Here is a 24,585-nt window from a genome sequence, read left to right as displayed (position 1 = left end):
GATTTTTTTGAGATTACAAACTATTTAGTTTTGTTTTTTATAGGCAACTACCTTTATTTCTATCAATAAATGAGGATGCGGCAATTGATGCACAGCTACGGTTGTTCTTGTTGGCCCGTCATAATCAAAATATTGAGCATAGACCTCATTATAACCTCCAAAATCGTTCATATTGACTAAAAAAGAAGTGACATCAACAATATCTTTTAGATTAGCACCTTCTTCTTTTAAAATATCATTAATATTTTCAAGAACAGCTTTTGTTTGTACTTTGATATTTAGATTTGTCGTTCCAAACTCATCTACTTCTACGCCTTCGAAGGAATTGTCAGGTCTTCTGGAACTTGTCCCTGAAACAAATATAAAATCACCAACACGTTTTACATGCGGAAACTTGCCTCTAGGAGTGGCTTTACCTTGTATTAATTTTCCTTTGTTCATGGTTAATAGCGTTGAAATGTTAGTATTGAGTATTGAGAATCTATAATTTTCATTTATTACGTATTCATTTTTAATTTAGAAATCTTAGGTTTTCTTATCTATTTTAATCCAGCAATTTTATCTTCTTCAAGTATTTCACTGGTTTCTTGTTGTACCTGATCAAATATGTTTTTTAAATCTTTTGATATATCAATTTCACTATCTGCAATTAGATTTAGTAAAGCTTTATCCTGCGCTCTGCCAATTTTCATAGCTCTGGCGTATCCTATGTTTTTATCAAAAGTGACCATAGAATATTTTGAGAAATATGTATCTGGAAATGTTTTCTCTAAATCCATTTCCAGTTTTCTTTTTTCTTTAAATAGGGGATTAGCTACATGATCACGCATCTCGAAATAATTATCGATTGCTAAATCTGCAATGGCATCTGTATCTTCTTTTCTTGCTTTCTGATATGTTTTAAAAGTAGCATCCCAGTCTCCTTTGTGTTGTTCCAAAATTTCATCAAAAACGACTACGTCTTCAAAAGAAGCATTCATACCCTGACCATAAAATGGTACAATTGCATGAGCGGCATCTCCAATTAGTAATGTTTTTCCTTTATAGTACCATGGGGAGCATTTTACAGTACCTAGCGCTCCTGTAGGGTTGTTAAAAAACTCTTGATCAATATCTGGAATTAAGTCTAGAGCATCTGGGAATTGTACTTTAAAAAACTCTGTCACCTTTTCAATACTCGTTAAATTATTGAAATTGTACTCCCCTTCATCGTAAGACAAGAATAATGTAACTGTGAAACTACCATCTAAATTTGGTAAGGCAATAAGCATATATTCGCCACGGGGCCAGATATGTAAATGATCTTTGCTTATTTGATGATTCCCGATTTTACCTGCAGGAATTTCTAATTCTTTATATCCATGTGTCAGGTAATTCTGAGAGTAGCTAAACAGAAACTTTTTCTCGAGATAATAACTCTTTCTAAGAGCAGAACCTGCACCATCTGCACCAAAGATAATATCTGCATGTACTTCAAATTTTTCTTTGGTAGTGTAACATTTAAATTTTGCAACTGTATTTTCGATGTCGACACCAGTGCATTTTTTGTTAAAATGTATAGTTACATTCTCGTATTTTTCTGCTTCAGTTAGCAGCAACCCGTTTAAACCTCCTCTAGAAATAGAATTGATGTATTTTCCTTTTCTTCCAGAATAGTTAGAGGCAAATGTATTTCCTTCAATATCGTGAATTAATCTACCATACATAGGAATGCAAAACGGAGTTACTTTATCTTCAATACCAACCATTTTCATGGCTTTTAACCCTCGATCGGATAATGCGAGGTTGATAGAACGACCTGCAGATATATCGGTAGTTCTTAAATCAGGTCTGCTTTCATAAACAGTTACATGATATCCTCTTTGTGCCATTCTTAATGCCAGGAGAGAACCACATAGGCCTGCACCGATAATAAGTATGTTTTCTTCTTTTTGCATCATACTAATGTTTTTAATATTTCGGTCATCCTGTATACATCTTCAAAGCTATTGTATAGTGGCGTTGGAGCGCAACGAATAACATCAGGTTCTCGCCAATCTGTAATAATATGATGATCTGTAAGTTTTTGATGTAGGCTTTTATCTGCATTCTTAACCTGTATAGATAATTGACATCCCCTTTCTTCTGGATTGGCAGGAGTAATGATTTTGATTCTATCGGTATCCATCTCATTAATTAAAAATTCGAAATATGCTGTTAGTGCTTTAGACTTTTCTCTTAAAGCAACCATTCCTACCTCATTAAAAATATCTAGAGAGGCTTTAATCGCTGCCATAGATAAAATAGGAGGGTTGCTTAATTGATAACCTTCTGCACCGGGCATAACATCAAATTCCTGACGCATGTTGAAACGAGTGTTTTTATTGTGACTCCACCAGCCAGCAAAACGTTTTAAGTCTTTATTATATGCATGCTTTTCATGAACAAATAATCCTCCCAAACTGCCAGGGCCAGAGTTTAAATATTTGTAAGTGCACCATGCAGCAAAATCGACTCCAGAATCATGTAACTCTGGTTGAATATTACCAACACCATGTGCCAGATCAATACCAACCATACAGTTTTTGGCATGTCCTAGATCAGCAATTTTCTTGAGGTCCAAATATTGACCAGTATAATAATTTACGCCTCCAATTAATAATAAAGCAATTTCGTCACCTTGTTGATCGAGAATAGTTTCTAAATCCTCTAATCTCAGTAATTCTTCCCCAGAACGTGGTTTCCATTCTATTAGTCCTTCTTTAGGATCAAAACCATGAAATCGTAATTGAGACTCTACAGCATAACGATCTGAAGGAAATGCATCACTTTCTATTACAATTTTATATTTAGTTTTATCAGGTTGATAAAAAGATACCATTAACAAATGTAAATTGGTAGTTAACGTATTCATGATAACTACTTCAAGAGGTTTTGCACCGACCACTTTTGCCATGGTATCTGTTAAAAACTCGTGATAAGGCATCCAAGGATTTTTGGCTTCAAAATGACCTTCTACACCAAAATTTGCCCAATCCTCAAGTTCTTGCTGAATGTATTTTTGCGTAGTTTTTGGTTGCAACCCCAAAGAATTACCGCACATGTATATCCAATCTTTTCCGTTATCATCTTTTGGAATATGAAATTGATCTCTGTACTGTGCTATTTTGTCTTTTTGATCAAGCTCTTTTGCGTATTCTAAACTAGCTTTTGATGCTATGGTCATTTTAAGTGTTTTAATAATTGAAACAGTGTTTCACTAATTTACAAAAATAAAATGACACTAGAAGCAATAAACTAAATTTTGATATTTAGAAGATCAAATTAGAAGAAATAATATGTGTTAATACAATAGCATTAGTTACATTCTAAATAAATCTTGAGAAGATGTATAAGAAAGTAATATAAATGGTTTTAAAGGTCTATGGTGCTTGCTTACAGTTTTACTCGGTAATTACTTCAATCCCCGTGAAATAAAGCTTTCGGTTTCCTTCGCGTAGTTTATGGGTTTTGGCAATTTTAATACCATTAAAATTCTGATAATCTTCCCAGGAAGTAATCATAGAAGGTTCTGATTGATTACTTTTTCTAAACACCCATTCTTTGATGCTAAAATCTCCTTCAAAATAAAAGTCATAAGCGTCTCCGGGAGTATATCCTCCATTGTTTTTATACACGATGGTTAATTTTTGCATTTCGATATTACTTATAGGAGCGATGGCTTTTACTTCATGTTTTGAAGTAAAACTTGCGGTATCCCAAACAAGATTGAAAGGAGCTAATAACCAATATTTGTCATTAATGAACCTTTGGTCTGCTTTAATAGAAATACTATCTAATTGAGTTCTGTTGTAGGTTATAGTATCTTGCTCAGAGGTTAGGGTTACCATATCATTTTTTGGTTTCCAACTCCATGATCTATCATAATGAGTGCTGTCTCGATCAACATTAAAGGTAAATTTAATTTCTTTTACCTTGTCCCAATGCTGTAATCCGTTTGCATTAGCAATTGCTTCTGCTGTTGTTGGTATTTTCTTTTGATTGTTGTCTACCACAGGCTTTGGGTCTCTTACTTCTATATCCTCTTCGTATTTATTTTCTTTTTTAGTACTGGTGTTACATGCGACACATAATAAGATGAATGATAGTACTACTAAGACTTTTTTCATTGTGGGTTATTTTTGGCTAAAATATAAAAAGAAAAACCTTGCTAATCGAGATTAACAAGGTTTTAGGTTTTAAAAAGATATAGAGAACTATTCTACAACTAAAGTATATTGAGGGGTTTTATTTAAAGGACAAAAATATTTATAGGTTCCTTTTTGTAATGCAACTGTTTGTGAGCTTTCGGTTTTTCCTTCGGCTACTACTTTAGTTACATATGCTGTTTTGATGTGATTTTCGGCATTAGAAGCATCCTTTCCTTCTGGAACTAATACAAATCCAACATCTGTTCCCGCATTGTTGTTGGTAATATTGAATACGTAGCTTCCTTCTGATAGTTTTATTTCTTTTTGAGTGAATTCTCCTTTAGTTTGCTCTAAAGAAACATTTTTTACTTTTTGTGCTTGAGCGCTAAATGTGATTGCTAAAATAAATGAGAATACGGTAATTAACTTTTTCATGATTTTGATTTTTATATTTAAATTGTTTTTGAAATTATTTTTTAAAACCTCACAGAAATACCAGATCGAGTATGATATTAGTCTGTGAGGTTCAATCGGGGTAATTAGACTTCTGTAGCTTCTAGTGGTTGTGCAACCGGAAAATCTACAGGAACTTGAGTTGTGCTATGTAAATAATTAGAAATAGTTTTATCTCCTACTAATACGATAGTGTCTATTAAGTTTCCTTTAGAATATCCTGCAGTAAGAAAGTTGTCTACAACATCCTGATTAGCTTTACCTCTGTTTTCTGTGATGTTTTTGGCTAATCCTGCTAATGCATTAAGTTTAGTGTCGAAAGAAGCACGACCAGCTCTAAGTTCTAAAATTTGCTCATCGTTAAACCCGTTCATTTTTCCTATTGCTGTATGAGCAGATAAACAGTAGATACAATCATTTACCTGGCTTACTGCTAAATTCACTACTTCTTTTTCTTTAGCAGAAAGTGATGTTTTTGCATTTGAAAGGTTTAGGTAATTTTCTAGTGCTGTTTCACTATGTGCATAGGTTGCGTATAGATTTGGTACGAATCCTAATGCTTTATTTAGGTTGTCAAATATCGCTTGATTATTAGCGTTTACTTCTTCTCTTGTTGGTACATTAAATGTGCTCATAATATAATTATTTTTAGTTATTTTATTGAAATTGAAACCTTTTCAGATTTCTGTTATTTTGTTTTAAATTAACGAGGCAAAGATCGTGTGGAAATAGGCGGGATAGAATAGTCGTTTTTCCCGATTGCTTGTCAAATTTTCCCGATCTATTTTTAAGATTTATCTTTGGACAAAAGATTTTTTGGTATCACAATAAAAATCGTGAATGCCTTTTTGTTCACAATGTGTTTTTGGATGAATAGAGGCGGCTATTTTTTTTCTTCCTTTACTAAAAATTTCAATTAAATTGAAAATCGATTTATGTTGTACTGTCATTTTTATATAGTTTTAAATTAACAGTACAAAGATGCGCCATAGAAGAGGGGAAAGAAATGGTAGTTTTTCCCTGAGACTTGTCGATTTTTCCCGAATATAAAAAAACACCTCTATTATAAAGAAGTGTTTGAATACTTTTTTTAAATACTATGTATTAGTATCTAACCGAATTAGGATTAAAAAAACTTGACTTCTTTTCTTCTAATCCAAAGAATAACTGCACTTAATACAAAAGTCACTACTGCAGTGATGAAGAGAATTCCGCCATCATTATTAATTTCAATACCTAGTTTAGTCAGGTGCATCATGATAGCTCCTCCTATAATACCAAGAGTTAACATTGCACCAATCCACGCTGTTTTTGGTATTAATAATAAAACTCCTGCGATTAGTTCGGTTATTCCCGTTCCTATTCGCCCATAAGGTTCTAATCCAACTTTTGTGAATATATACACACTGTCTGGATGAGCGGTAAATTTAAATCTTAGTGTTTGAATTAAGATCAATGCTACGATGATTCGTAACAATAGGGGTAGAATCTTTTTCATGTTAGGTTGTTGTTTGTTAGCTTTTTAGTGTGGTAAACACGTTACAAAACACTGGGTAAAGCATCGATTTTCCCATTAAAAGTATTCTTTCTTGAGATAATATACAATTCTTCTAGATTATTATCTTTTTTAAATTGATTAATTAGCTCTGGTAATTTATTGTTAATAAAAGCTTTAAAAGACTCAGGATTGTTACTTTGGTTGGCTCCTCTACGTATAGTTCTTAAGTAAGTTACGGTTAGAATTTGCAGATTACTCCTTTCTGATAAGAACAACAAACGATCATTGTTTTGGTTGGCTTTTTGAATTTGACTCTTGAAATTAATTTTGTTTGTAGCAATAAGATCATTGTTAAAATTGCTGAAGCTATTTGTATATACTACTTCTTCTGCATTTTTATTTAGATATATGGTTTCTAATTGATCTTCATATATTATTTGAGCATTACTTATCGAGAGAGAGAGAAATAAAATGCTAAATATTGCTGTTTTGATTGTGTGAATTAAACTTTTCATATCTAATATACTTTATCCGAAAACACTTCGGTAAGTTGTTTTACTTTTAGGATACAAAGTTGGGGCAAAAACGAATACTAATATATGGATTTTTTTCCCATATACTTGTCAATATTTCCCTTCGGGTTCTGGTTTTAATTGTTTTTTAAACTCTGAAGGAGAAAGAGATGTATGTCTCTTAAACATTCTGCTAAGATGAGATGCATCTTCAAAACCGATTTCATAAGCAATCTCTTTGGCAGATTTATCAGTATAGATAAGTAGGCGTTTGGCTTCTAAAATTATTCGATCATGAATAATCTGTAGAGGGCTTTTCTCAAATTTTGCAAAATTATTTGATAACGTTTTAGGGGATTTAAATAGTTTTTGAGCATAAAAACCAACTGCATGCTCTTTTCTAAAATGAGTATCAACCAGGATGTTGAAATTTCTGATCAAATCTACTTGGTCTCCAAGATTATTATAGTTGCTTTGTTGTTTGATAAGACGTGTAGTCGTTATTATAAACCTGGCCATTAGCATGCGTAACATTTCTGCCTGTATAGTATCTACAGTATCTAATTCATCCAGAAAAACTTTATGTAATTGATCTAATTTATTTTGTTCTTTTATATTTAAATTTACAATAGAGATAGTGGTGTTACCGTAAAAAAGTACTCCAACACAGCTTACTTCTTTATCATGATCTTTGATACAATAAAACTCCCTGTTAAACTGATATACCAAGGCATTTGACCCATCAATAAATTTAAAATATTGATTTGGAGTTAACACTATAATTTTGTTCTTTTTTACTGTTGTAGAAATTCCATCAATCTCTACATTAATATTGGTATCTCTAACCCAGATAAAAGTATATAATTCTATAAGTCTTGATGTAGTGTAGGTCTGCAATAGTTCTTCGTTAGCAATTTTTAATACAGCACCGGTCGAAAATTCTTCAAATTCTTTTATCATATATGATAGGTCGTTTTTTATGCGATTTTATTACAAATCAATGTAAAAGACTTAAGTCTATAATTTATACCTCATTGGTAAGTTCTTTTGATGTATTGGATATCTGTAGAATGTGATTCTATCGAAACGGGGAAAGTATATGCAGGTGATCGATATTCTTGTTATGAAATCGATTATGATGAACTAGGATAACTAGTGTTTAAACTAATAATAATCTAACGATTAATCCAATTGCACCTCTTTGTCCAATCATGTTTCTAAGTTCTTGTAAACTTGTTGAGGTTGTTTCTATTTTAGTAGCAAGTGCATTACTAGTACCTCCATCTACAAATGTTTGTAATGAAGAAGTTGCAACCCCAAGCTTATTTGCTATGCCAGATCTTACATTTCCTTGAGTAAGATCTCTAAGTGTGTTTAATGTTACACCACTTTTTCTAGCTATTCTATTTAAACTCATATTTGTGTCTTTTAAAATTAAGTCATTCATAGTTAGTTATAGTAAGTATAAGCAATTATTGATCGGTAAACTGACGTATAATGAGAAGTGTATTTTTTATTATTTTTTCTCTATTACTAATTTAGTACAGATTTTTTTAGAATTCTTACGGGAAACCTCAACCTATGAAAAAAAATAGAAAAAAATAAGTTTTTTTTGAATTGAATTATAAGTGTAAATAACTCTTGTGTCACACGTAACCCTATGTTTTATGGGTTTTTTTGCTTGTTTTATGACTAGGGAAATAGATTAGATTTTTATGTATGTACGATACTACTTTTTTTTATTCAAAAGATTAAAATGTAATATCGAGTTGTCAAATAATTGTGCGATATCTATAGCATTTGTTTTTTGATTATATTCTATATCAGCCATCCCATTGCTATTAGTTGCAATTTCTGTAAATTCTTTGCCCTCATATTTTAAAAGGATGCTATTTTTCCAATCAATTGACCAACTAGTAAGATAAAGTAATCCATCTTTATCCATTGTGATTCCGTCTAAATGTGGATAATTGGTTTTAACAACTAGTGTAGTTTTTTTACTTTCTATATCTATTGCATATACTACACTTTTATCAATCGTATTACAGACTAATAATCTATTCTTTTTGTTGTCAAAATAAAGCCCATTTGGAGTGTTAATAGTATCATCAAGAGTTTCATAAGAGGCATCACTAATAGATACTTTATAGATTATATGCCCTTCACGATCTGAAACATATAAATTTTCTTTATTATCAAATTCGATATCATTAAGCTGTTTAGTGTTTGGTATGCTTAATGAAAATACTAACTTCCCTGTCGATACATCAAATCCTCGAATAAAGTCATCTCCGGATTTATTGTCTTCTGCACTATAAATAACTCCGTCGTGTAGTTTTACACCCAGAAATGAAGTGTATCCCGAGACAAAAGATGTTTTTTTACCTGTTTTATCTATTTTAAGGATTTCTCCACTACCAATATTTGAAATATAATAAGAATCTGTTGCTTCATCAAATGTTATACTTTCTGGAGTATCAAAAGATTGTGATTTTACCGAAAATGAAATACATACAAAAAAAACAAAAAATGTAGTAGAGAAATTATTCATAGTAATAGGTTGAAAACTGATTTTTCAAAGTTACGGTTTTGTATTTGTTTAATACATGCCATTGTTTTTTTATCATATATTTTAATAAAATTGACTTTATTATATTTATGAAAAATAAATATACTTGGTTAAATTAATCTCATAATGTCTAAAGAACTACACAATTATTTTGAAACCAATAAACAGACCTGGAATAAAAAAGTTGATATTCATGCCAGAAGTGATTTTTATGATATAGAAGCTTTTAAAAAAGGAAAAACTTCATTGAAACAATATGAACTAGAAGCGCTAGGAGATGTGTCTGGTAAGTATTATTACATCTTCAGTGTCACTTTGGGCAGGATACTTTAAGCTGGAGTAGGTTAGGAGCAAAATGTACTGGTGTTGATCTATCAGAAAAAGGAATCGAATTGGCCAAAAGTTTAAATGCAGAGCTGGATCTGGGTGCAAAATTTGTATGTTGTAATGTGTTGGATACTTCAGAATACATTAAAAATAAGTTTGATATTGTTTTTACTAGTTATGGAGTTATTGGATGGTTACCTGATCTAAAACCCTGGGGCAAAATGATTGCTGAACGACTAAAACCTGGCGGTGTTTTTTATATAGTTGAGTTTCACCCTATAGTATGGATGTTTGATTATTTAAAAGAGAAGCCTATAATGAAATATGGATATCATCAAAAAGATGTCATCTATGAAGAATATAAGGGAACATATGCTAATCCAGAATCTAATATGATTAGTAAAGAGTATGGATGGAATCATGGATTAGGAGAAGTAGTATCTTCTCTTACAGAAGCCGGATTAACTATAGAATACTTAAATGAATATGACGGATCGCCTTATGAGGTTTTTCCTGATTTAATTAAGGATGAAAACAAGATGTTTGCTACAAAAGAGAAATTATACCCACTAGTCTTTGCGATCAAAGCCCGACGATAGGCTTAATTGCTTTTTTTATCAAATTGTTGAAAATCATTCAGACTAATTAAGGTGTATTTACCCGATAATTCGTTTTAACCATTTCAATTTTTTTGCACTATATGGAGCATACTTTAAATTAAGTTCTATCCAAAATGGTTTTTGAAGAATACCCTTAAAGTGAGAAAAAGTATCAAATCCATATTTTCCATGATAATTTCCGATGCCACTATCACCAACACCTCCAAAAGGGAGAGATTGTTCTGCAAAATGCATTACAGCATCATTTATAGCACCACCTCCAAAGGATATTTCATTTAGAATTTTGTTTTTTACAGCTTTATTTTTGGTAAAAACATAACAAGAAAGAGGTTTGGATAGTGTTTTAATTTTTGTGATAGCTTCTTCGATAGAATCGAATGAAAGTACAGGCAAAATAGGACCAAATATTTCTTCTTGCATTACTTTGTCAGAAAAAGATACATCTTTTAGAATTGTAGGAGGTATTACTCGCTCTTCTGGATTACCTAAGCCGCCTATATATATTTTGTTGGGATCTATTAAATTATTGAGTCTATCAAAATTCTTATCATTAATGATCTGCGTGTAGTTATGATGAGCTACTTCATAATCAGCTTTATTAATATGATCTTTCATCGCCGATAAAAATTGATCGTATATTGAGGATTCTACTAAAACATAATCGGGAGCAATACAAGTTTGTCCAGCATTAAGAAATTTGGCCCAAACCAATCTTTTGGCAGCCATATTTATATGTACGTCTTTAGTAATTATAGCAGGACTTTTACCTCCTAATTCGAGAGTAACCGGAGTAAGGTATTTTGCAGCTGCCTGGTAAATGATTTTTCCTACCGATACACTACCTGTGAAAAATATTTTATCGAATTTAACTTTTAAAAGATCAGATGTTTCCTTTACTCCGCCTTCAATCACTTTAAAAAAAGCAGGATCAAAATTTTGATTAATAAGTGAAGCCATTGTCGCAGAGGTATGAGATGGCATCTCGCTTGGTTTAAGAATAACAGTGCATCCTGCAGCAATTGCTGCTATCGCTGGGCAAAGTGATAATTGATATGGATAATTCCACGCTCCGATTACAAGAATATTCCCATATGGTTCTGGGATAATGTAACTTCTTCCAGGAAGGTTAGCTAATCCTGTAGAGGCTTTTCTTTTACGAGCCCATTTTTTAATGTTTACTAGAGCAAGATCAATTTCATGATAAATTATGGATAACTCTGTAACATAAGTTTCGAATTCGGATTTCTTAAAATCGGCATAGATAGACTCGTAAAGTAGCTTCTCATTTTTTTGTAATATATTTTTTAGCTTCTTTAGTTCTTTAATTCTAAAAGAGGTGTCTTTCGTCGTATTTGTATTAAAAAATAAACGTTGTTGATCTATGACACCTTGATAATCCATAATGATAAATATTCTTAAGAATCTTAAAAATAAGGATTTTTGTCAAGTTTTTTACTTTTTAAGCTTAAGTTCTCGTTGCATCTGTTTTACGGTCAAAGTACTACCGTCATGACTCCATCCGGGAGGGCCAAAAATATACATGAATTTATGATACCAGTTTTTTGATTTTTTGGTGTCATTCCATATGTCCTTGTATTCATGAGTGAGGATCACCCATGGATTATATGAATTAGGAGCATGTGTAACACCATATTTTATTTCTATATCTTCGTCTAGTTCTTTCCAGGTGCCAAATATTTTATCAAAAATATTGAGAAATCCTCCATGATTTTTATCCATGTACTCTATGTTTTTGGCGTGATGTACCTGATGCATAGTATGCGTATTAAATATTTTTTCAATTATTCCCATTTTAGGAATATATACCGAGTGGAGTTGAAATTGCCATAGGGCTTCAATACCCAGGCAAACTATTACCATCCCTGGAGGGAATCCTATTGCGGGTAACCACATATAAAACAATGGTTTGTAAAGAAGAGTAAACCACCCATTTCTTACTGCAGTACCCAAGTTAAAATTATCCGAAGAATGATGTACAATATGTGCAGCCCACAAAGCTCTTACCATATGATTTTGTCTATGAAACCAATAATAGGTATAGTCATCTGCGAGTTGACATAAAAGCCAAACATACCATGCAAATCCAAAGGATTTCCAGCCCATTATATTAGTTCGAATCCCATTAATTTCAGGATTAAAAAGTTCATAAACAAAATGAAAGAGTACAATAGAAAAAATAGTCTTGATTAATGGCCCTAAGATCGCTGATCCTATACCCATAGTTAAACTGGCAGTTAAGTCTTTCCAATTATATAGATCCTTTTGATTATGAGTTTTGCTGTAGGTGAGCTCTAATAAAATTAGTGCCAAAAAAAGAGGCACTCCATAGGTCAAGGGTTTAATAAATTCCATTTTTCTTTTTCTATTTTATTCAATAGGGGCGGAATATAGGGAGAATTTTTAGGATATCATTCACAAAACTGAAGTATTCGATTACGAACCTTATTTTAGTATTAGTTTGCATAAAATAAACGGTTTGAAAAGCAAATGAATATGTTATCAATCTACTTTTCAAACCGTTTACTTTAGGTTATTTTATAATTTATTTAAGCTCTCTAAGTACATCAAAAGCTACCAAAACATTTTTCATAGCCTTCTTTTCTGCTTTACTTACGGTTCTCGAATCAACATTTTCTTTTCCGAAAAATGTTATTTTAACTTTTTTCCCAGAAGCAATCGCTTTTATCATAGGCATCTCAAGTTGTTTTACAACACGATCAATCCATTCTCTTTTTCCTCCGGATTCTTCTTTCGAATTAAATTCTCCAGGTGTATCTTCTTCTATATCATAGATTTTACCATCTACATCTATTTCGATTCTTTGAATAAATAACCAATCTTTTTTAGTGAAATAGTTTATAGAAAACCCTAACCATGGTTTACGACTATCTTTTTTACCAATATAAGTCTGAAAATAACTTTTAGTATTTACCTGTATAGAAGATTTATCTGAATACCAGGTTACTTCATTAACAGCATCATACTTCTTCCGCATTTTTGCAAATGCTTTTTTATAATCCTCAGGATTACTTTCTTCGGTTAATTTATCTTTATTTAGTGCTTTTTCAGCTTGAAGAATCTCTTTCTTGACCTTTTTTAATAAGCTTTTTCCTTTCTTAGTCTCACTAGAATTAGGGTATTTATCGACTAGAACTTCAAGTCGTTCTTTACTTCTGATATAATCTAAGGCGTCATAGAATTCATGAGCTTGCTCAAGAATTTGAGTAGGAGTTAGCTGGCATTCTGCAATTTCTTTTTTTAATTTATCATTTTCTTCCTTTAATTTATCAAAATCAGCCTGAGGAATACCGCAGCTAACTAGAATTAAAGTCATTAAAATATTAAAAAGTATAATTCTTCTCATTACTAAACTTTTTGAAATTATGGTTACTAATTGTTTAAAACAAAATTATATTTATGTTAAATGTGTTAAAAAACAATAAAAAAGTTGGTTTTAGCCCTAATATAATGAAAATCCTTTATAATACGTAATTTATACTTAAATCTTAAGGCTTGAGTAGGAATATACTTACATTCATTTGTAGAATATTATTTTTTAACCTCTTACTGGGGATATAGGGATTTTCTATTTTGCAAAAATTTGAGATGCATCTTTAAATGACTTAAACTCTAGTGCATTACCGCTAGGGTCATAAAAGAACATAGTAGCTTGTTCCCCAATTTCCCCCTTAAATCTGATATATGGTTCAATAACGAATTGAATATTTTTATCAGATAGTTTTTTTGCAAAATTTTGCCAGGTACTCCATTCTAGAATAATTCCAAAATGAGGAACAGGAACATCTTTACCATCTACCAAATTGTTATGATTATTTTCTAAACCTGTTTTTGGTTTGTAATGGATGACCAATTGATGACCAAAGAAATTAAAATCAACCCAGTGGTCACTACTTCTACCTTCTTCAAGCTCCAGAATATTTTTATAAAAATTTCTGGCACTTTCTAAGTTATGAACAGGAATCGCCAGATGGAAAGGAGATAAAATATTCATTTTCTAATGTAATTATTATGGTTATTTTTTTATTCTATTCCAGATGTCCAGATACATTTTCCATTGATTGTCAACTTTTTTCCAGATAACCACATATTTTCCTTCATATGTTATTTCTGTTCCATCATCATTTTTGTTTTTTCCTTTATATATTCCATAATCATGAGCTGTATCTCCAAGAATTACAATTTCTTCAGGAATAATTTCATGTTCAATCGGAGTATAGCCGCTAGATCCTGACCACCTTTTTTTAATAGCTTCATATCCTTTAATAATTGGTGCATTGGTTGGAAATATTTTTGCATTATCAGTATATGCTTTCGCAATAGCTTCATAATCTTGCCTTAGGTAAGCATCAGAAAATGCTTTTGCCTCAGCTCTTATTAGTTCTTCATCAAAGAGTTGTTCTGTGTTTTCTTGTCTAACGCATTCGATTTTCCAGGTCGGAAAAGAAATGGTCTCATTTGTATCTACCCATTCGCCAAGCCATTTAAATCCATTGTCATTAATATCATAAAAATTAAGTTTAGAAAAACCATCCATACCATTAGGAGCTTTTTGTTTACGATATAAAATAACTTTTCCTTCTTTTTTATTTCCTTTCCAGGAAGAAAGTAGAGGAGTGGCTCTTGTTGATGAATAATAATGTACATACCATTGACTACTATCTGCATTAAATTGTCTTATGCTACCAGAGTGTCGGCCATCTGCTTTTAATGTTTGATCTTGAATGGCCATTCCGTTCATAATATACTTAAATTCCCAGGTCATTTTATTCGGTTCTCCCCAGGTACGATCCGGATTTCTGGTTTGTGAGATACAATTACATTTTCCTATTAGAGGTGCAAAATCCAGAATTTCTTTTGGTGCTTTGGGATTTGGTTGCCCAAAAGGATGTGCTTCTGAAGGTTCATATTCTGACTGACTCCAGGTTATAATGCTTACCAAAAAAAATAAAGAAAACAGTATTCGGGTCATGGGATTGAGAATTGATTAGTAAGACAATTTAGGTATTTTAAAAAAGGAAAAAACTTTGGAAAGGGGAAATTAAGATATAATTAACAGCGAGAAAATGGTTAGTTTCTTCGATCTCTTCGTTTTTTATCTCTTGATGTACGAGAATTTCTTTTGTCAGAATTTCCCTTTTTATCGTTTTTAGTGGTAAACCGTCTCGAGTTATTTGTGTTTTTTTTGGGCTTGGTATCTTCAAGTACAGAAGCTTCTTCTGTTTTACTCGAATCTCCAACATCAGCATTAAGAACTCCTAATTCTTTTTCTGTTAAATATCTCCATTCTCCTGTAGGAACATCAAGAGGGACGTTCATGATTCTAATTCGCTTTAGCTTTACCACTTCATACCCGAGGTATTCGCACATTCTACGAATTTGGCGATTAAGCCCCTGGGTTAACACGATTCTAAAATCATATTTGCTAATTTGTTCTACTTCGCATTTACGGGTTATAGTATCGAGAATAGGTACTCCATTACTCATTCGTTTTATAAATAATGGACTAATCAATTTATTTACTGTTACTACATATTCTTTTTCGTGATTATTTCTTGCTCTAAGAATTTTATTAACTATATCTCCATCACTAGTTAAAAAAATAAGCCCTTCACTAGGTTTGTCTAACCGACCAATAGGAAAAATACGTTTAGGATAATTAATGTAATCAACAATATTATCCTTTTCATTTTGTGCTGTTGTGCAAACAATGCCTACAGGTTTATTAAAAGCAAGATATACGTGTTTTTCTTTAGGTTTATTTATTAATTCACCATCTACCCGAACAATATCATCGGGAGTAACTTTGGTTCCCATTTCTGGTACTTTACCATTAATGGTTACACGTCCCTGATCAATTAATTTATCTGCTTCACGACGTGAGCAATAGCCAACTTCGCTTAGATATTTATTAAGTCTTGTGAAAGTTTTTTCAAGCATAAAATATAAATAGTGTACAAAGATAACATTTAAAGATAACGGTTATAACAAAATGATAAATGGTATTAGTTTAATTTTAATTCTTTAATATCGATGTTTCCATCTGGTGAGATTAAGAAATATTTCGGATTTGTAATTTCTTTTTCAATTGGTTTTTGCTCTTTTGGTATAGGTGTGTACTGTAGTTTTATTTCCATACCTATCTGCACTACAGGTTCAACTATTGATGTATTTATAACCATATCATAATCTTTATAAGTGATAGGATCATAATAATATGTGGTTTGTTTTTTTGCAGTTACAATCCCTTGCTTTTTATTAAGAGTTTCTAAAGAGGTGCTATGAAAAGCCTGGTAGTTTTTATAAAATTCTTTTGGAAAATGACAATATTTAGTATCTGCAATTGTTGGACGATATGATGTTAAGTCAAAACCTAAATCAGTATAGAATTGTTGTTTCTCTTTTAGGGTTTTCAATATTTCTGTACGTAGTTGTTTGTATACGGTTTGTATATCGTTTATAAAATAATCTACTTTGACAAGATTATAAATTTCGTTATTTGCGCAGGTAGCAAGTATTTTTTCAAATTGATTTACATTAGTGAATTTTACATGGATATTTTGTTGTAATTCAAAACCTTTAGGAACTTCATTGTATTTTTTGCTAAATAACTTTTTTTCTACTACAGTTTCGTATACAGGAACAAATGATATGACATCTATAACAATATCTCCCTCTAAAATACCTTTAGTACGCAATCCATCTTTTACCTTTGCTACTCTCTCTTTCATTAGTGTATTGGTTTCTTGAGATGTTTTTCCAATTTGAACGATATTAAAAATTGCGGTATACGAATCGGCAATAATATTGTTTAACACTTTAGCGTCGATTGTTATTACTGGATTTGGTATTAAATCCTTTTGCCTGAATTGTTGTATTTGATTTCCATAAATATCAGCATTTGCCAATTCTGCAGGAGCAATTATATTTTGTCTGGAAATAATTGTTGCGTTTCCTCTAATTTGTGCAAAGGCGAAAGAATTAGAGAATACTAAGAAGATGCATATTAAATTTTTCATGATTTAGATTTATCGTAAATCTATGCTGAAGATGGGTTTTAGGAAAACAGTAATGAGTAAACGGTGCTTTTAAATGAGGGAAGTGCTTTTTTTTCTAAAAAATGATGCTATTAGAATTTGTTTATGTCTTATGCTTTCAAAAAATCAATAATCATATTATCAACTTCATCAAAAAACAGGGAGTGACCATAATCTTCTGTAGTAATAAATTGGGCATTGTTCCAATTTTTGCTAATACCTTCGGCTTCGCTATAAGGAGCGATATCATCATTTTTATCATGAATTAAAAGTCCGTTAAGCGCTAGGTTTTTAGCAAAACTTGTCATCGAAAATTCTTCAAAATAGAAACCATGTTTTTCTTTGAAATATTGATTTAATGCCTTCATGAACTTTGGAGAAAGCTTTAATATTTCCTGATATCCTTTCATGATCCTGGATAATTCTGAAGGCGGTGCCAGTACTATTAATTTCTCTATTTCTTTATTTGGGTAGGTATATTGATGAAATATAGTTGTCATACCACCTACAGAATGCCCGATCATATGATTAGGCCGATAGAGTTCAACTATTTTTTGAAGGCACTTAGTGTATAAAGGAACGTTTAGTATTTTTCCTGTAGAATTACCATGTGCCGGTGCATCAAAAGCAATTACATTAAATCCTTTTTTGTGTAATTTTTGTATAAGTACCTTCCATCGATGCGTATTGCTCTCCCATCCATGAACTAATAAAATCGTTTCCCCCATACTTGACCATCTATAGGTCTGTATATAAATAGTATCAATAAGAACCATTTCGTCTTCTGCTTCTTCTAGAAAATCTTCTTGTTCGGGTAATATTTTACCTTTTCTAGGGGTGCAGAATAAGATGTATGCTTTATTGATTGCCTTTTTTGGATAAAAAAAGAAAAGAAACTGGATGTATTTTCCAATTATATGAGGCAAGTATTTTTTATATTTTTCTTTCATTCACCTTCACGATGTACTGCTTCCATAGTAAATGCAGGGAGACAAATGGCAAGATACTCACATTCTTTATTAAAAGGGTTAGTATATTGAATTCTTGTGTTTTTTTTGATTTTAATAGATTGTCCCGATTCTAGTATTATTTTTTCACCGTCTATAATAAATTGCTTTTTGCCTCTAATAATATAGGTGTATTCATCAAATTCTGGAGTTTGAAAAGGCTCACTCCAGTGAGGTGGGGCAATCATATGCGCTATGCTAATTTGGGAATTCTGATCAGTAGCCATGCCAAAATGCTCTTCTATTAATTTTCCATCGGTAGTGGGTACGATAAAAGGGGATTTTTGGATATGATATTTTTTACTCATTTTTTTACTTTTTAATTCGCTGCCTCCCAACTTATCCAGAAGTGTTTGATTTTTGCAGCATCTGGTATATCTGTAGCTGTTATTTCTATATCTGTAGTAGATTGAAACTTTTTTGATAATTCTTTTTTATCAATAGTGAAATAAGCTTGGATACTATCTACAAATATCACTGCTGTACTTAGTGTATTATTAATTTTTGAGATCTTGTAATGGTCTTTGATATCTTTAAAAATACCATTAGAAGATAAGCCCGAAGCAGTTTTGTATCTAGGGTCTACAATTTGAATATTTTCTATAGTAGACGTTGGGTCTGATTCTTTTTGAGCTTCTAAAACTAATAGTTTCACTCCTCCTTTTTCATAAACCTCTATTTCATTTGCATTATTTAGAAACTGACCTCCTGTAGCTCTCTTTGCAATAGAATCATTGGCATAGATAGAGTCTAATTCTTTGACTTGTATTTCGTTGGTTAATAACCCTATTCTATTATTGGTAATCTCAAAAGGATTTTGTTTTTTTTCTTTCTGACAGCTATACATTAATAGTGAAATAAGAAGAATTTTCAACATTCTCTTTGCCATAACTAGATGATTAAATGATTTGTTAAACTATAAACGTAAATTATTTCAATAACTTATTCAGCACTCCTAAAGCCCCTCTAATAAAAGTGGCACTAGTTAGTACTTTGATTACTGCTTTTTCTGTAGCACTGGTTCTTCTGCCTCTTGATCGAGAGCTGGATGAGCTTCTATTTAGCTTTTCTCTTTCTTTTTTGGCGGCAGCTTTTGCTTCTTTTGCTTCCGCTTTCTCAATTTTTTCATTTAACAACTCATAGGCACTTTCTCTATCTATTTCTTCATTATACTTAGGGATAAGCTTTGATTTTTTAAGTAAAGCTTTTAGTTCACCATCATTTAGTATATCCATTCGACTCATAGGAGCGCGTAGCATAGTTGCTGCCAGTGGAGTAGGGCGTCCCTTTTCATCAAGGGCAGATACCAAAGCTTCACCAATTCCTAAGGAAGTAAGTATTTCTTTAGTGTCATAATATTCTGAAATTGGATAATTCTCTGCAGTAAGTTTAATCGCTTTTCTATCCTTGGCAGTAAACGCTCTTAGTGCATGCTGAACTTTGAGCCCTAATTGACTCAAAACTCCATCAGGGACATCAGTTGGATTTTGAGTTACAAAATAAAGACCTACACCTTTGGATCGTATTAATTTTACGATACTCTCGATCTGGCCCATAAGTGCGTTAGAAGCTTCTTTAAAAATTAGATGAGCCTCATCAAGAAAGATGACTAGTTCTGGTCTTCCGCTATCTCCCTGTTCTGGAAAAGTACCATATATTTCGGCAAGAAGACTAAGCATAAATGTAGAAAACAACTTTGGCTTATCCTGTATGTCTGTTAACCTAATGATATTGATTATACCTCTACCATTTTCATCGATCCTGCATAAATCCTGAACTTCGAAAGATTTTTCGCCAAAAAAGAGATCTGCTCCTTGTTGTTCTAATTCGACTATTTTACGTAAAATTGAACCAGTAGAAGCAGTAGAAATACGTCCATAGTCCTTCTCTAATTCCTTTTTGCCTTCTTGAGTGGAAAATTGTAAGACTTTCTTTAGATCTTTTAAATCTAATAGTGGCAATTTATTATCATCACAATATTTAAATATAATAGAGATAATTCCAGCTTGTGTTGTAGTGACATCAAGAATTCTGGATAGTAAAACTGGTCCAAACTCACTTACTGTAGCTCTAAGCCGAACACCATCCTGATCAGAAAGAGATAAAATCTCTACAGGAAAATCTTTGGCTTCGAATGGGATACCTATTTTTTCATGACGTTCATCAATTTTGGGATGACCAGGACTGGCAGCTGCAATCCCACTAAGATCCCCTTTTATATCCATTAAAAGCACAGGTATTCCTTGCTCACTTAAGTTTTCTGCTAGTACCTGTAGAGTCTTGGTTTTACCTGTACCAGTAGCGCCAGCAATTAACCCGTGGCGATTTAATGTTTTTAAAGGGATTTTTACATGAGCATCGGTTACTGTTTCGCCATTGTACATGGCTGCTCCCATAGTTAGGAAATCACCTTTGGTTTTATAACCTTCGTTAATATGTTCAAGAAATGCCTGGTTATCGCTCATAATTAAATATAATTTTGCATAAAAATAGGAATCTTAACTTTTCTATAGAAATTATAAGTTACTTTTAATATAAAGTAAATCACAATACTAATTTTTTATTATTCCAGATCCATGAAAAAAATAATACTGATAATTTGCCTTTTTGCTTTTTTTATGAGTTGTAATACAGAAGTTATAAAGCCTGTAGATGAGGTGGTTTTTCATAAAACTCACGAACCCAAAAAATCAACCGCTCCTTTTTCTGATGCCGTACAGGTAGGAAATCTATATTTTCTGTCTGGTCAGGTAGGAATGGATCATAGTGTAAGAAAATTGGTGACAGGAGGAATACAACCCGAAACAAAACAAACTCTGGAAAATATCAAAGCAGTTTTAGAACACCATGATATGAATATGGAGGATGTAGTGAAATGTACTGTGATTCTGGCTGATATAGAAGATTTTTCTGCTTTTAACGAAGTGTATAAAACTTATTTCCCTCAAAAACCAGCACGAACTACCTTTGCAGCAAAAGGATTAGCAGTTGGTGCTAAGATCGAAATAGAATGTATTGCTGTTAAATCTGAATAGAGCTAATGGTGTAGTATGCCTTTATAGATAACGGATTAAGCTATTTTTTTATTAGTATTTTTTAATTTTGATTAGAAGAATCTTTTAAGGTGTAATTATTCTGAAATCGTAATTTATTATTATTTACATTTGCAGCCTTATGCAAAAGAGTATACAAAAATTGGTAAATGATGGCAAGATGCTTCCTTTGATGGAAGAATTTTATACTATTCAGGGAGAAGGTTTTCATAAAGGAACGGCAGCATATTTTGTTAGAATCGGTGGTTGTGATGTTGGGTGTCATTGGTGTGATGTGAAAGAAAGCTGGAATGCAGATCTACATCCTCCAACAGATACAAATGTTATTGTAGAAAATGCTTTAAAATATAGTAATGTAATTGTAGTTACTGGAGGGGAGCCTCTTACCTGGGATATGACATTGCTAACTCAGAGACTTAAAGATAAAGGGGCTAAAACCCACATTGAAACATCCGGCGCTTACCCTCTAACAGGAGAATGGGACTGGATTTGTCTTTCTCCCAAAAAAGTAAAACTTCCAAAAGAAGAAGTTTATAAAAAAGCTGATGAATTAAAATGCATCGTTTATAACAAAAGTGATTTTGAATTTGCAGAAGGACAAGCAGACAAAGTTTCTGATAATTGTGTATTGTATCTTCAACCCGAGTGGAGTGTTCGCGAAAAAATCATTCCTCTGATTGTGGATTATGTTATGAAAAATCCAAAATGGAAAGTTTCTCTTCAAACTCATAAATACTTAAATATCCCTTAAAAGAACCTATCAGTTTGATTTTTAAGGTTTTTTGAATAAAAATACAAGTACTTAATCGTTAATACATTGTGGTTTTTCCATAATATTGGGGATAATTCCCCGTATTTCATTTTTTGTTTTGAAGGAAAAAGACTACCCACTTTGTGGTTTTTCAATATTTCATATACTTTTTACCCAGCTCTTTAAGTATTTATATCGAAATTATCATTTTTGTTTTACCACTTATTTTAGTAGTGCTTAAATTTATGTGAACAATTTAAAATCAGTTTCTTATGAAAAATTTTTACACTACATTTGGATTAACTTTTAGAACTTTTATCAGTTTTATAAAGGAATTACCAGGGGCATCTCTATATGCTATGCGCAGATAAGTATCACATAAAGGTAATATATATACTTTTTGATATGAACGCGAAATTTACCTTTCATCGAATGTAAAGGTCGTTTTAATTATTCTTTTAGGTTGGTTAACGATTTTTTGAACTTACCAATGTAAATATGGTATAAATTTATAACTGTAATTAAAAACCAAACAGTTATGAAATATTTTATCTCAATTTTCGGATTAAGTTTTAACGTAGTAATTAATTTTTTAAAAGATCTTCCTGAAGCATCTCAATATGCAATCAATAAATAATGATAGGTATCGTAGTTTATTATTATCTGTCGTTTTATTTTTTGGATCCTTAGTAAGAGATTGTTTTGAGAAACATTCTCTTACTAATTTTTATAAGTAAGAAAAGGATGATATAGTGTATAAGAAAAGGACTATACCTAATCTAATATAAATATCTCTTTTCAAAGATTACTGTTTTTAACTTAGGATAAACGCAAACACTTCAGTTGCCTAGTAAAACTAATAACTTCTTAGAAATACCTCATTACATTTAGTGACCAACTTAATTTTGAGTTTTTAAACACATATACACTATAATTAGTTTAATTGTTAGATTTCATTTCTTTCTTTAATTTCTCATTACGGAGGTATTTAAATGAAAGGAAAAATATTCAAAAAATATAAAATAGAGGTTAACATCATTTAGGTATGATCGCTTTTTGCATTTATGAGAAGGAAAGAATAATCGTGTTTTTAGAATAGTATATAGGTGTAATTATGCTTTTTTGTTGTTTTGTATGTTGAAGAAAACTTAACTGAATGGATTTAAAGATAAAAAAGGGGGAGAAAACCCCTAAATTTCACTTTTATTATGTAAGAAAAAACTTCAAAAATTAACATGATTAAATCTATTTTTGATATTATAGCGTCTTAAGATGTTTTATGTCTAAAATTTTGTTTTGATGATGTTAATTTTTATTGGCCAAGTAAGATAGATATTATCTTTGTATAACAATTTTAAATCTAAAGATTATGAAGCTATTTTACGGTATTTTTTTTGTTGACATAAAGGCTTTAAAAACCTTTTTAAGACAATTACCATCGGCTTGCAGTAATGCAATCCATAGATAAGATTTTTTTGAAATTGTTGAGGGACAATTTTAAAAATTAAATGAAATGAAAAAGAATAAACTTTTAAAAATTTATGTTAAGGAACCGGGGAAAATTACCCTATTTTCCTTGTATAAAAAGACAAAGCATTAGGGGGAGATTTATTAGAATTGAGTTTTTAGTGCATATTGTCGATAAAATCTTGATTTATATCTAAAATATATATAAATTTATTGACATCGAGTTATATCGGTGTTATATTTGAGTAATAATTATATTAATTTTTAAACGTAACATATGGGGCTATTTTACACAAAATTTAGATTAACTTTTAGAATTGTAATGGATTTTCTAAGAGAGTTACCTGGAGCATCTGGTCATGCTATTCACAGATAACAAAAGAACTAATTATCTCTGTTGGGGATAAGAACAAACACAATAGTTGAGGAAAAAAATAGCTTGAAAATATATTTTCAAGCTATTTTTTTATGAAGTAAATTGTTATTATAAATTAAATGGTACGGCTACACGAGTAGTATCCCATCCAAGTACCATGTGGTATCCTTTGTCTACTTTTTTGAAAGCTATAGAAAAAACTTCTAGTTCATCACCACTTCCAACGGGAACATTAATTCTAGCCACATCTTTACTTTTATCATAAGAGTAAGCTCCCCAACTATCAAGATCAGAATTGATAATAATAGTCCATTCTTTTTCACCAGGAATAGTAAATAATGAATATGTTCCTGCTTTGATAGTTTTATCTCCCATTTTTACATCCTGAGAGAATCTGATTTCGGTTGCTTCATCAGCTCCAGTTCTCCATACTTTATCATATGCAGCTAAACTACCAAAAATTTTACGCCCTTTCTTTTGTGGACGACTATAAACAACTTTAATCTCTGGTTTGGCATTTCTGTCTTTCTTAGCGTAAGAAATATCCGTTGGACTTTTCTGCAGTCCTACAAATTTTTGAGCATTTACACTTGACAACGTACCCAAAAACATAATAATAACTAATAAGAGTGATTTTTTCATAATGGTGATTTTAATTTTTATGACAGACGTAAAGATATTGTTGAACTTACAATTGAAATGTTAAT

Annotated in this window: 25 protein-coding genes and 1 pseudogene; 3 read left to right on the top strand and 23 right to left on the bottom strand. The window is 31.5% G+C overall.

What is annotated here, in order from left to right; translation table 11 throughout:
- Positions 1-24: 24 nt before the first annotated feature.
- The 11 genes from Z054_RS0105005 to Z054_RS0104945 form a co-directional block, all read right to left on the bottom strand.
- Entirely contained in the window at positions 25-441 is a 417-nt protein-coding gene (locus Z054_RS0105005) for a RidA family protein (protein WP_024768985.1), read from the bottom strand.
- A 98-nt stretch (positions 442-539) separates the two neighbouring features.
- Positions 540-1,937 (bottom strand): FAD-dependent oxidoreductase, encoded by a 1,398-nt coding sequence (locus tag Z054_RS0105000; protein WP_024768984.1) that lies wholly within the window; start codon positions 1,935-1,937, stop codon positions 540-542.
- On the bottom strand, positions 1,937-3,205 hold the full coding sequence (gene kynU, locus Z054_RS0104995; protein ID WP_024768983.1) for a kynureninase: 1,269 nt from the start codon (positions 3,203-3,205) through the stop codon (positions 1,937-1,939). Before kynU ends, Z054_RS0105000 begins: the two co-directional genes overlap by 1 nt.
- A 217-nt stretch (positions 3,206-3,422) precedes the next feature.
- A complete protein-coding gene (locus Z054_RS0104990; RefSeq protein WP_024768982.1) occupies positions 3,423-4,148 on the bottom strand; it encodes a hypothetical protein in 726 nt (241 codons plus the stop codon).
- Positions 4,149-4,235: 87 nt separating this feature from the next.
- Positions 4,236-4,604, bottom strand: a complete 369-nt coding sequence (locus Z054_RS0104985) for a cupredoxin domain-containing protein (RefSeq protein WP_024768981.1) — start codon at positions 4,602-4,604, stop codon at positions 4,236-4,238.
- 104 nt (positions 4,605-4,708) lie between these two features.
- On the bottom strand, positions 4,709-5,257 hold the full coding sequence (locus Z054_RS0104980; RefSeq protein WP_024768980.1) for a carboxymuconolactone decarboxylase family protein: 549 nt from the start codon (positions 5,255-5,257) through the stop codon (positions 4,709-4,711).
- Between the two features lie 491 nt (positions 5,258-5,748).
- A complete protein-coding gene (locus Z054_RS0104970) occupies positions 5,749-6,120 on the bottom strand; it encodes a DoxX family membrane protein (protein ID WP_024768979.1) in 372 nt (123 codons plus the stop codon).
- A 41-nt stretch (positions 6,121-6,161) separates the two neighbouring features.
- Entirely contained in the window at positions 6,162-6,635 is a 474-nt protein-coding gene (locus Z054_RS0104965) for a hypothetical protein (RefSeq protein WP_024768978.1), read from the bottom strand.
- A gap of 108 nt (positions 6,636-6,743) precedes the next feature.
- Complete coding sequence (locus Z054_RS0104960) at positions 6,744-7,592, bottom strand: helix-turn-helix domain-containing protein (protein ID WP_024768977.1); 849 nt, start codon at positions 7,590-7,592, stop codon at positions 6,744-6,746.
- Between the two features lie 199 nt (positions 7,593-7,791).
- A complete protein-coding gene (locus tag Z054_RS0104950) occupies positions 7,792-8,079 on the bottom strand; it encodes a hypothetical protein (RefSeq protein WP_024768976.1) in 288 nt (95 codons plus the stop codon).
- Between the two features lie 282 nt (positions 8,080-8,361).
- Positions 8,362-9,183 (bottom strand): SMP-30/gluconolactonase/LRE family protein, encoded by an 822-nt coding sequence (locus Z054_RS0104945; protein ID WP_024768975.1) that lies wholly within the window; start codon positions 9,181-9,183, stop codon positions 8,362-8,364.
- Positions 9,184-9,327: 144 nt separating this feature from the next.
- On the opposite strand from Z054_RS0104945, the pseudogene Z054_RS27895 reads away from it, so the two are divergent.
- Positions 9,328-10,127, top strand: a pseudogene (locus Z054_RS27895) (class I SAM-dependent methyltransferase).
- Between the two features lie 57 nt (positions 10,128-10,184).
- On the opposite strand, the gene Z054_RS0104935 reads toward Z054_RS27895, so the two are convergent.
- The 11 genes from Z054_RS0104935 to Z054_RS0104880 form a co-directional block, all read right to left on the bottom strand.
- Positions 10,185-11,549, bottom strand: coding sequence for an aldehyde dehydrogenase (locus Z054_RS0104935; protein ID WP_024768974.1), 1,365 nt, complete (start codon positions 11,547-11,549; stop codon positions 10,185-10,187).
- 51 nt (positions 11,550-11,600) lie between these two features.
- The gene (locus tag Z054_RS27890; protein ID WP_035090552.1) at positions 11,601-12,521 is read right to left on the bottom strand and encodes a sterol desaturase family protein; all 921 of its coding nucleotides are present in this window, start codon (positions 12,519-12,521) and stop codon (positions 11,601-11,603) included.
- A 190-nt stretch (positions 12,522-12,711) separates the two neighbouring features.
- The gene (locus tag Z054_RS0104925; protein ID WP_152538471.1) at positions 12,712-13,533 is read right to left on the bottom strand and encodes a hypothetical protein; all 822 of its coding nucleotides are present in this window, start codon (positions 13,531-13,533) and stop codon (positions 12,712-12,714) included.
- 222 nt (positions 13,534-13,755) lie between these two features.
- The gene (locus tag Z054_RS0104920) at positions 13,756-14,181 is read right to left on the bottom strand and encodes a VOC family protein (RefSeq protein ID WP_024768972.1); all 426 of its coding nucleotides are present in this window, start codon (positions 14,179-14,181) and stop codon (positions 13,756-13,758) included.
- 21 nt (positions 14,182-14,202) lie between these two features.
- Complete coding sequence (locus Z054_RS31570) at positions 14,203-15,159, bottom strand: YybH family protein (protein WP_161635243.1); 957 nt, start codon at positions 15,157-15,159, stop codon at positions 14,203-14,205.
- Between the two features lie 98 nt (positions 15,160-15,257).
- Entirely contained in the window at positions 15,258-16,127 is an 870-nt protein-coding gene (gene rluF, locus Z054_RS0104905) for a 23S rRNA pseudouridine(2604) synthase RluF (protein ID WP_024768971.1), read from the bottom strand.
- Positions 16,128-16,192: 65 nt separating this feature from the next.
- Positions 16,193-17,206 carry an SIMPL domain-containing protein gene (locus Z054_RS0104900; protein ID WP_024768970.1) on the bottom strand — a complete coding sequence of 338 codons (1,014 nt, stop codon included), beginning with the start codon at positions 17,204-17,206 and terminating at the stop codon, positions 16,193-16,195.
- Between the two features lie 128 nt (positions 17,207-17,334).
- Positions 17,335-18,174, bottom strand: coding sequence for an alpha/beta hydrolase (locus tag Z054_RS0104895; protein ID WP_024768969.1), 840 nt, complete (start codon positions 18,172-18,174; stop codon positions 17,335-17,337).
- On the bottom strand, positions 18,171-18,539 hold the full coding sequence (locus tag Z054_RS0104890) for a cupin domain-containing protein (RefSeq protein WP_024768968.1): 369 nt from the start codon (positions 18,537-18,539) through the stop codon (positions 18,171-18,173). Before Z054_RS0104890 ends, Z054_RS0104895 begins: the two co-directional genes overlap by 4 nt.
- A gap of 11 nt (positions 18,540-18,550) precedes the next feature.
- Entirely contained in the window at positions 18,551-19,120 is a 570-nt protein-coding gene (locus Z054_RS0104885) for a hypothetical protein (protein WP_024768967.1), read from the bottom strand.
- 40 nt (positions 19,121-19,160) lie between these two features.
- The gene (locus Z054_RS0104880; protein ID WP_024768966.1) at positions 19,161-20,696 is read right to left on the bottom strand and encodes a helicase HerA-like domain-containing protein; all 1,536 of its coding nucleotides are present in this window, start codon (positions 20,694-20,696) and stop codon (positions 19,161-19,163) included.
- A gap of 111 nt (positions 20,697-20,807) precedes the next feature.
- Between Z054_RS0104880 and Z054_RS0104875 the strand changes: the two genes are divergently transcribed.
- Positions 20,808-21,266, top strand: coding sequence for a RidA family protein (locus tag Z054_RS0104875; protein ID WP_024768965.1), 459 nt, complete (start codon positions 20,808-20,810; stop codon positions 21,264-21,266).
- A 139-nt stretch (positions 21,267-21,405) separates the two neighbouring features.
- Complete coding sequence (locus Z054_RS0104870) at positions 21,406-22,035, top strand: 7-carboxy-7-deazaguanine synthase QueE (protein ID WP_024768964.1); 630 nt, start codon at positions 21,406-21,408, stop codon at positions 22,033-22,035.
- Between the two features lie 1,951 nt (positions 22,036-23,986).
- Here the strand turns inward: Z054_RS0104870 and Z054_RS0104865 are convergent.
- Complete coding sequence (locus Z054_RS0104865) at positions 23,987-24,520, bottom strand: DUF2911 domain-containing protein (RefSeq protein ID WP_024768963.1); 534 nt, start codon at positions 24,518-24,520, stop codon at positions 23,987-23,989.
- Positions 24,521-24,585 lie beyond the last annotated feature (65 nt).

This window comes from Aquimarina macrocephali JAMB N27 (assembly GCF_000520995.1).
GTDB classification, from domain to species: domain Bacteria; phylum Bacteroidota; class Bacteroidia; order Flavobacteriales; family Flavobacteriaceae; genus Aquimarina; species Aquimarina macrocephali.
The sequence above is the reverse complement of the archived record's forward strand: the minus strand, read 5'-3'. Positions and strand labels throughout refer to the sequence as shown.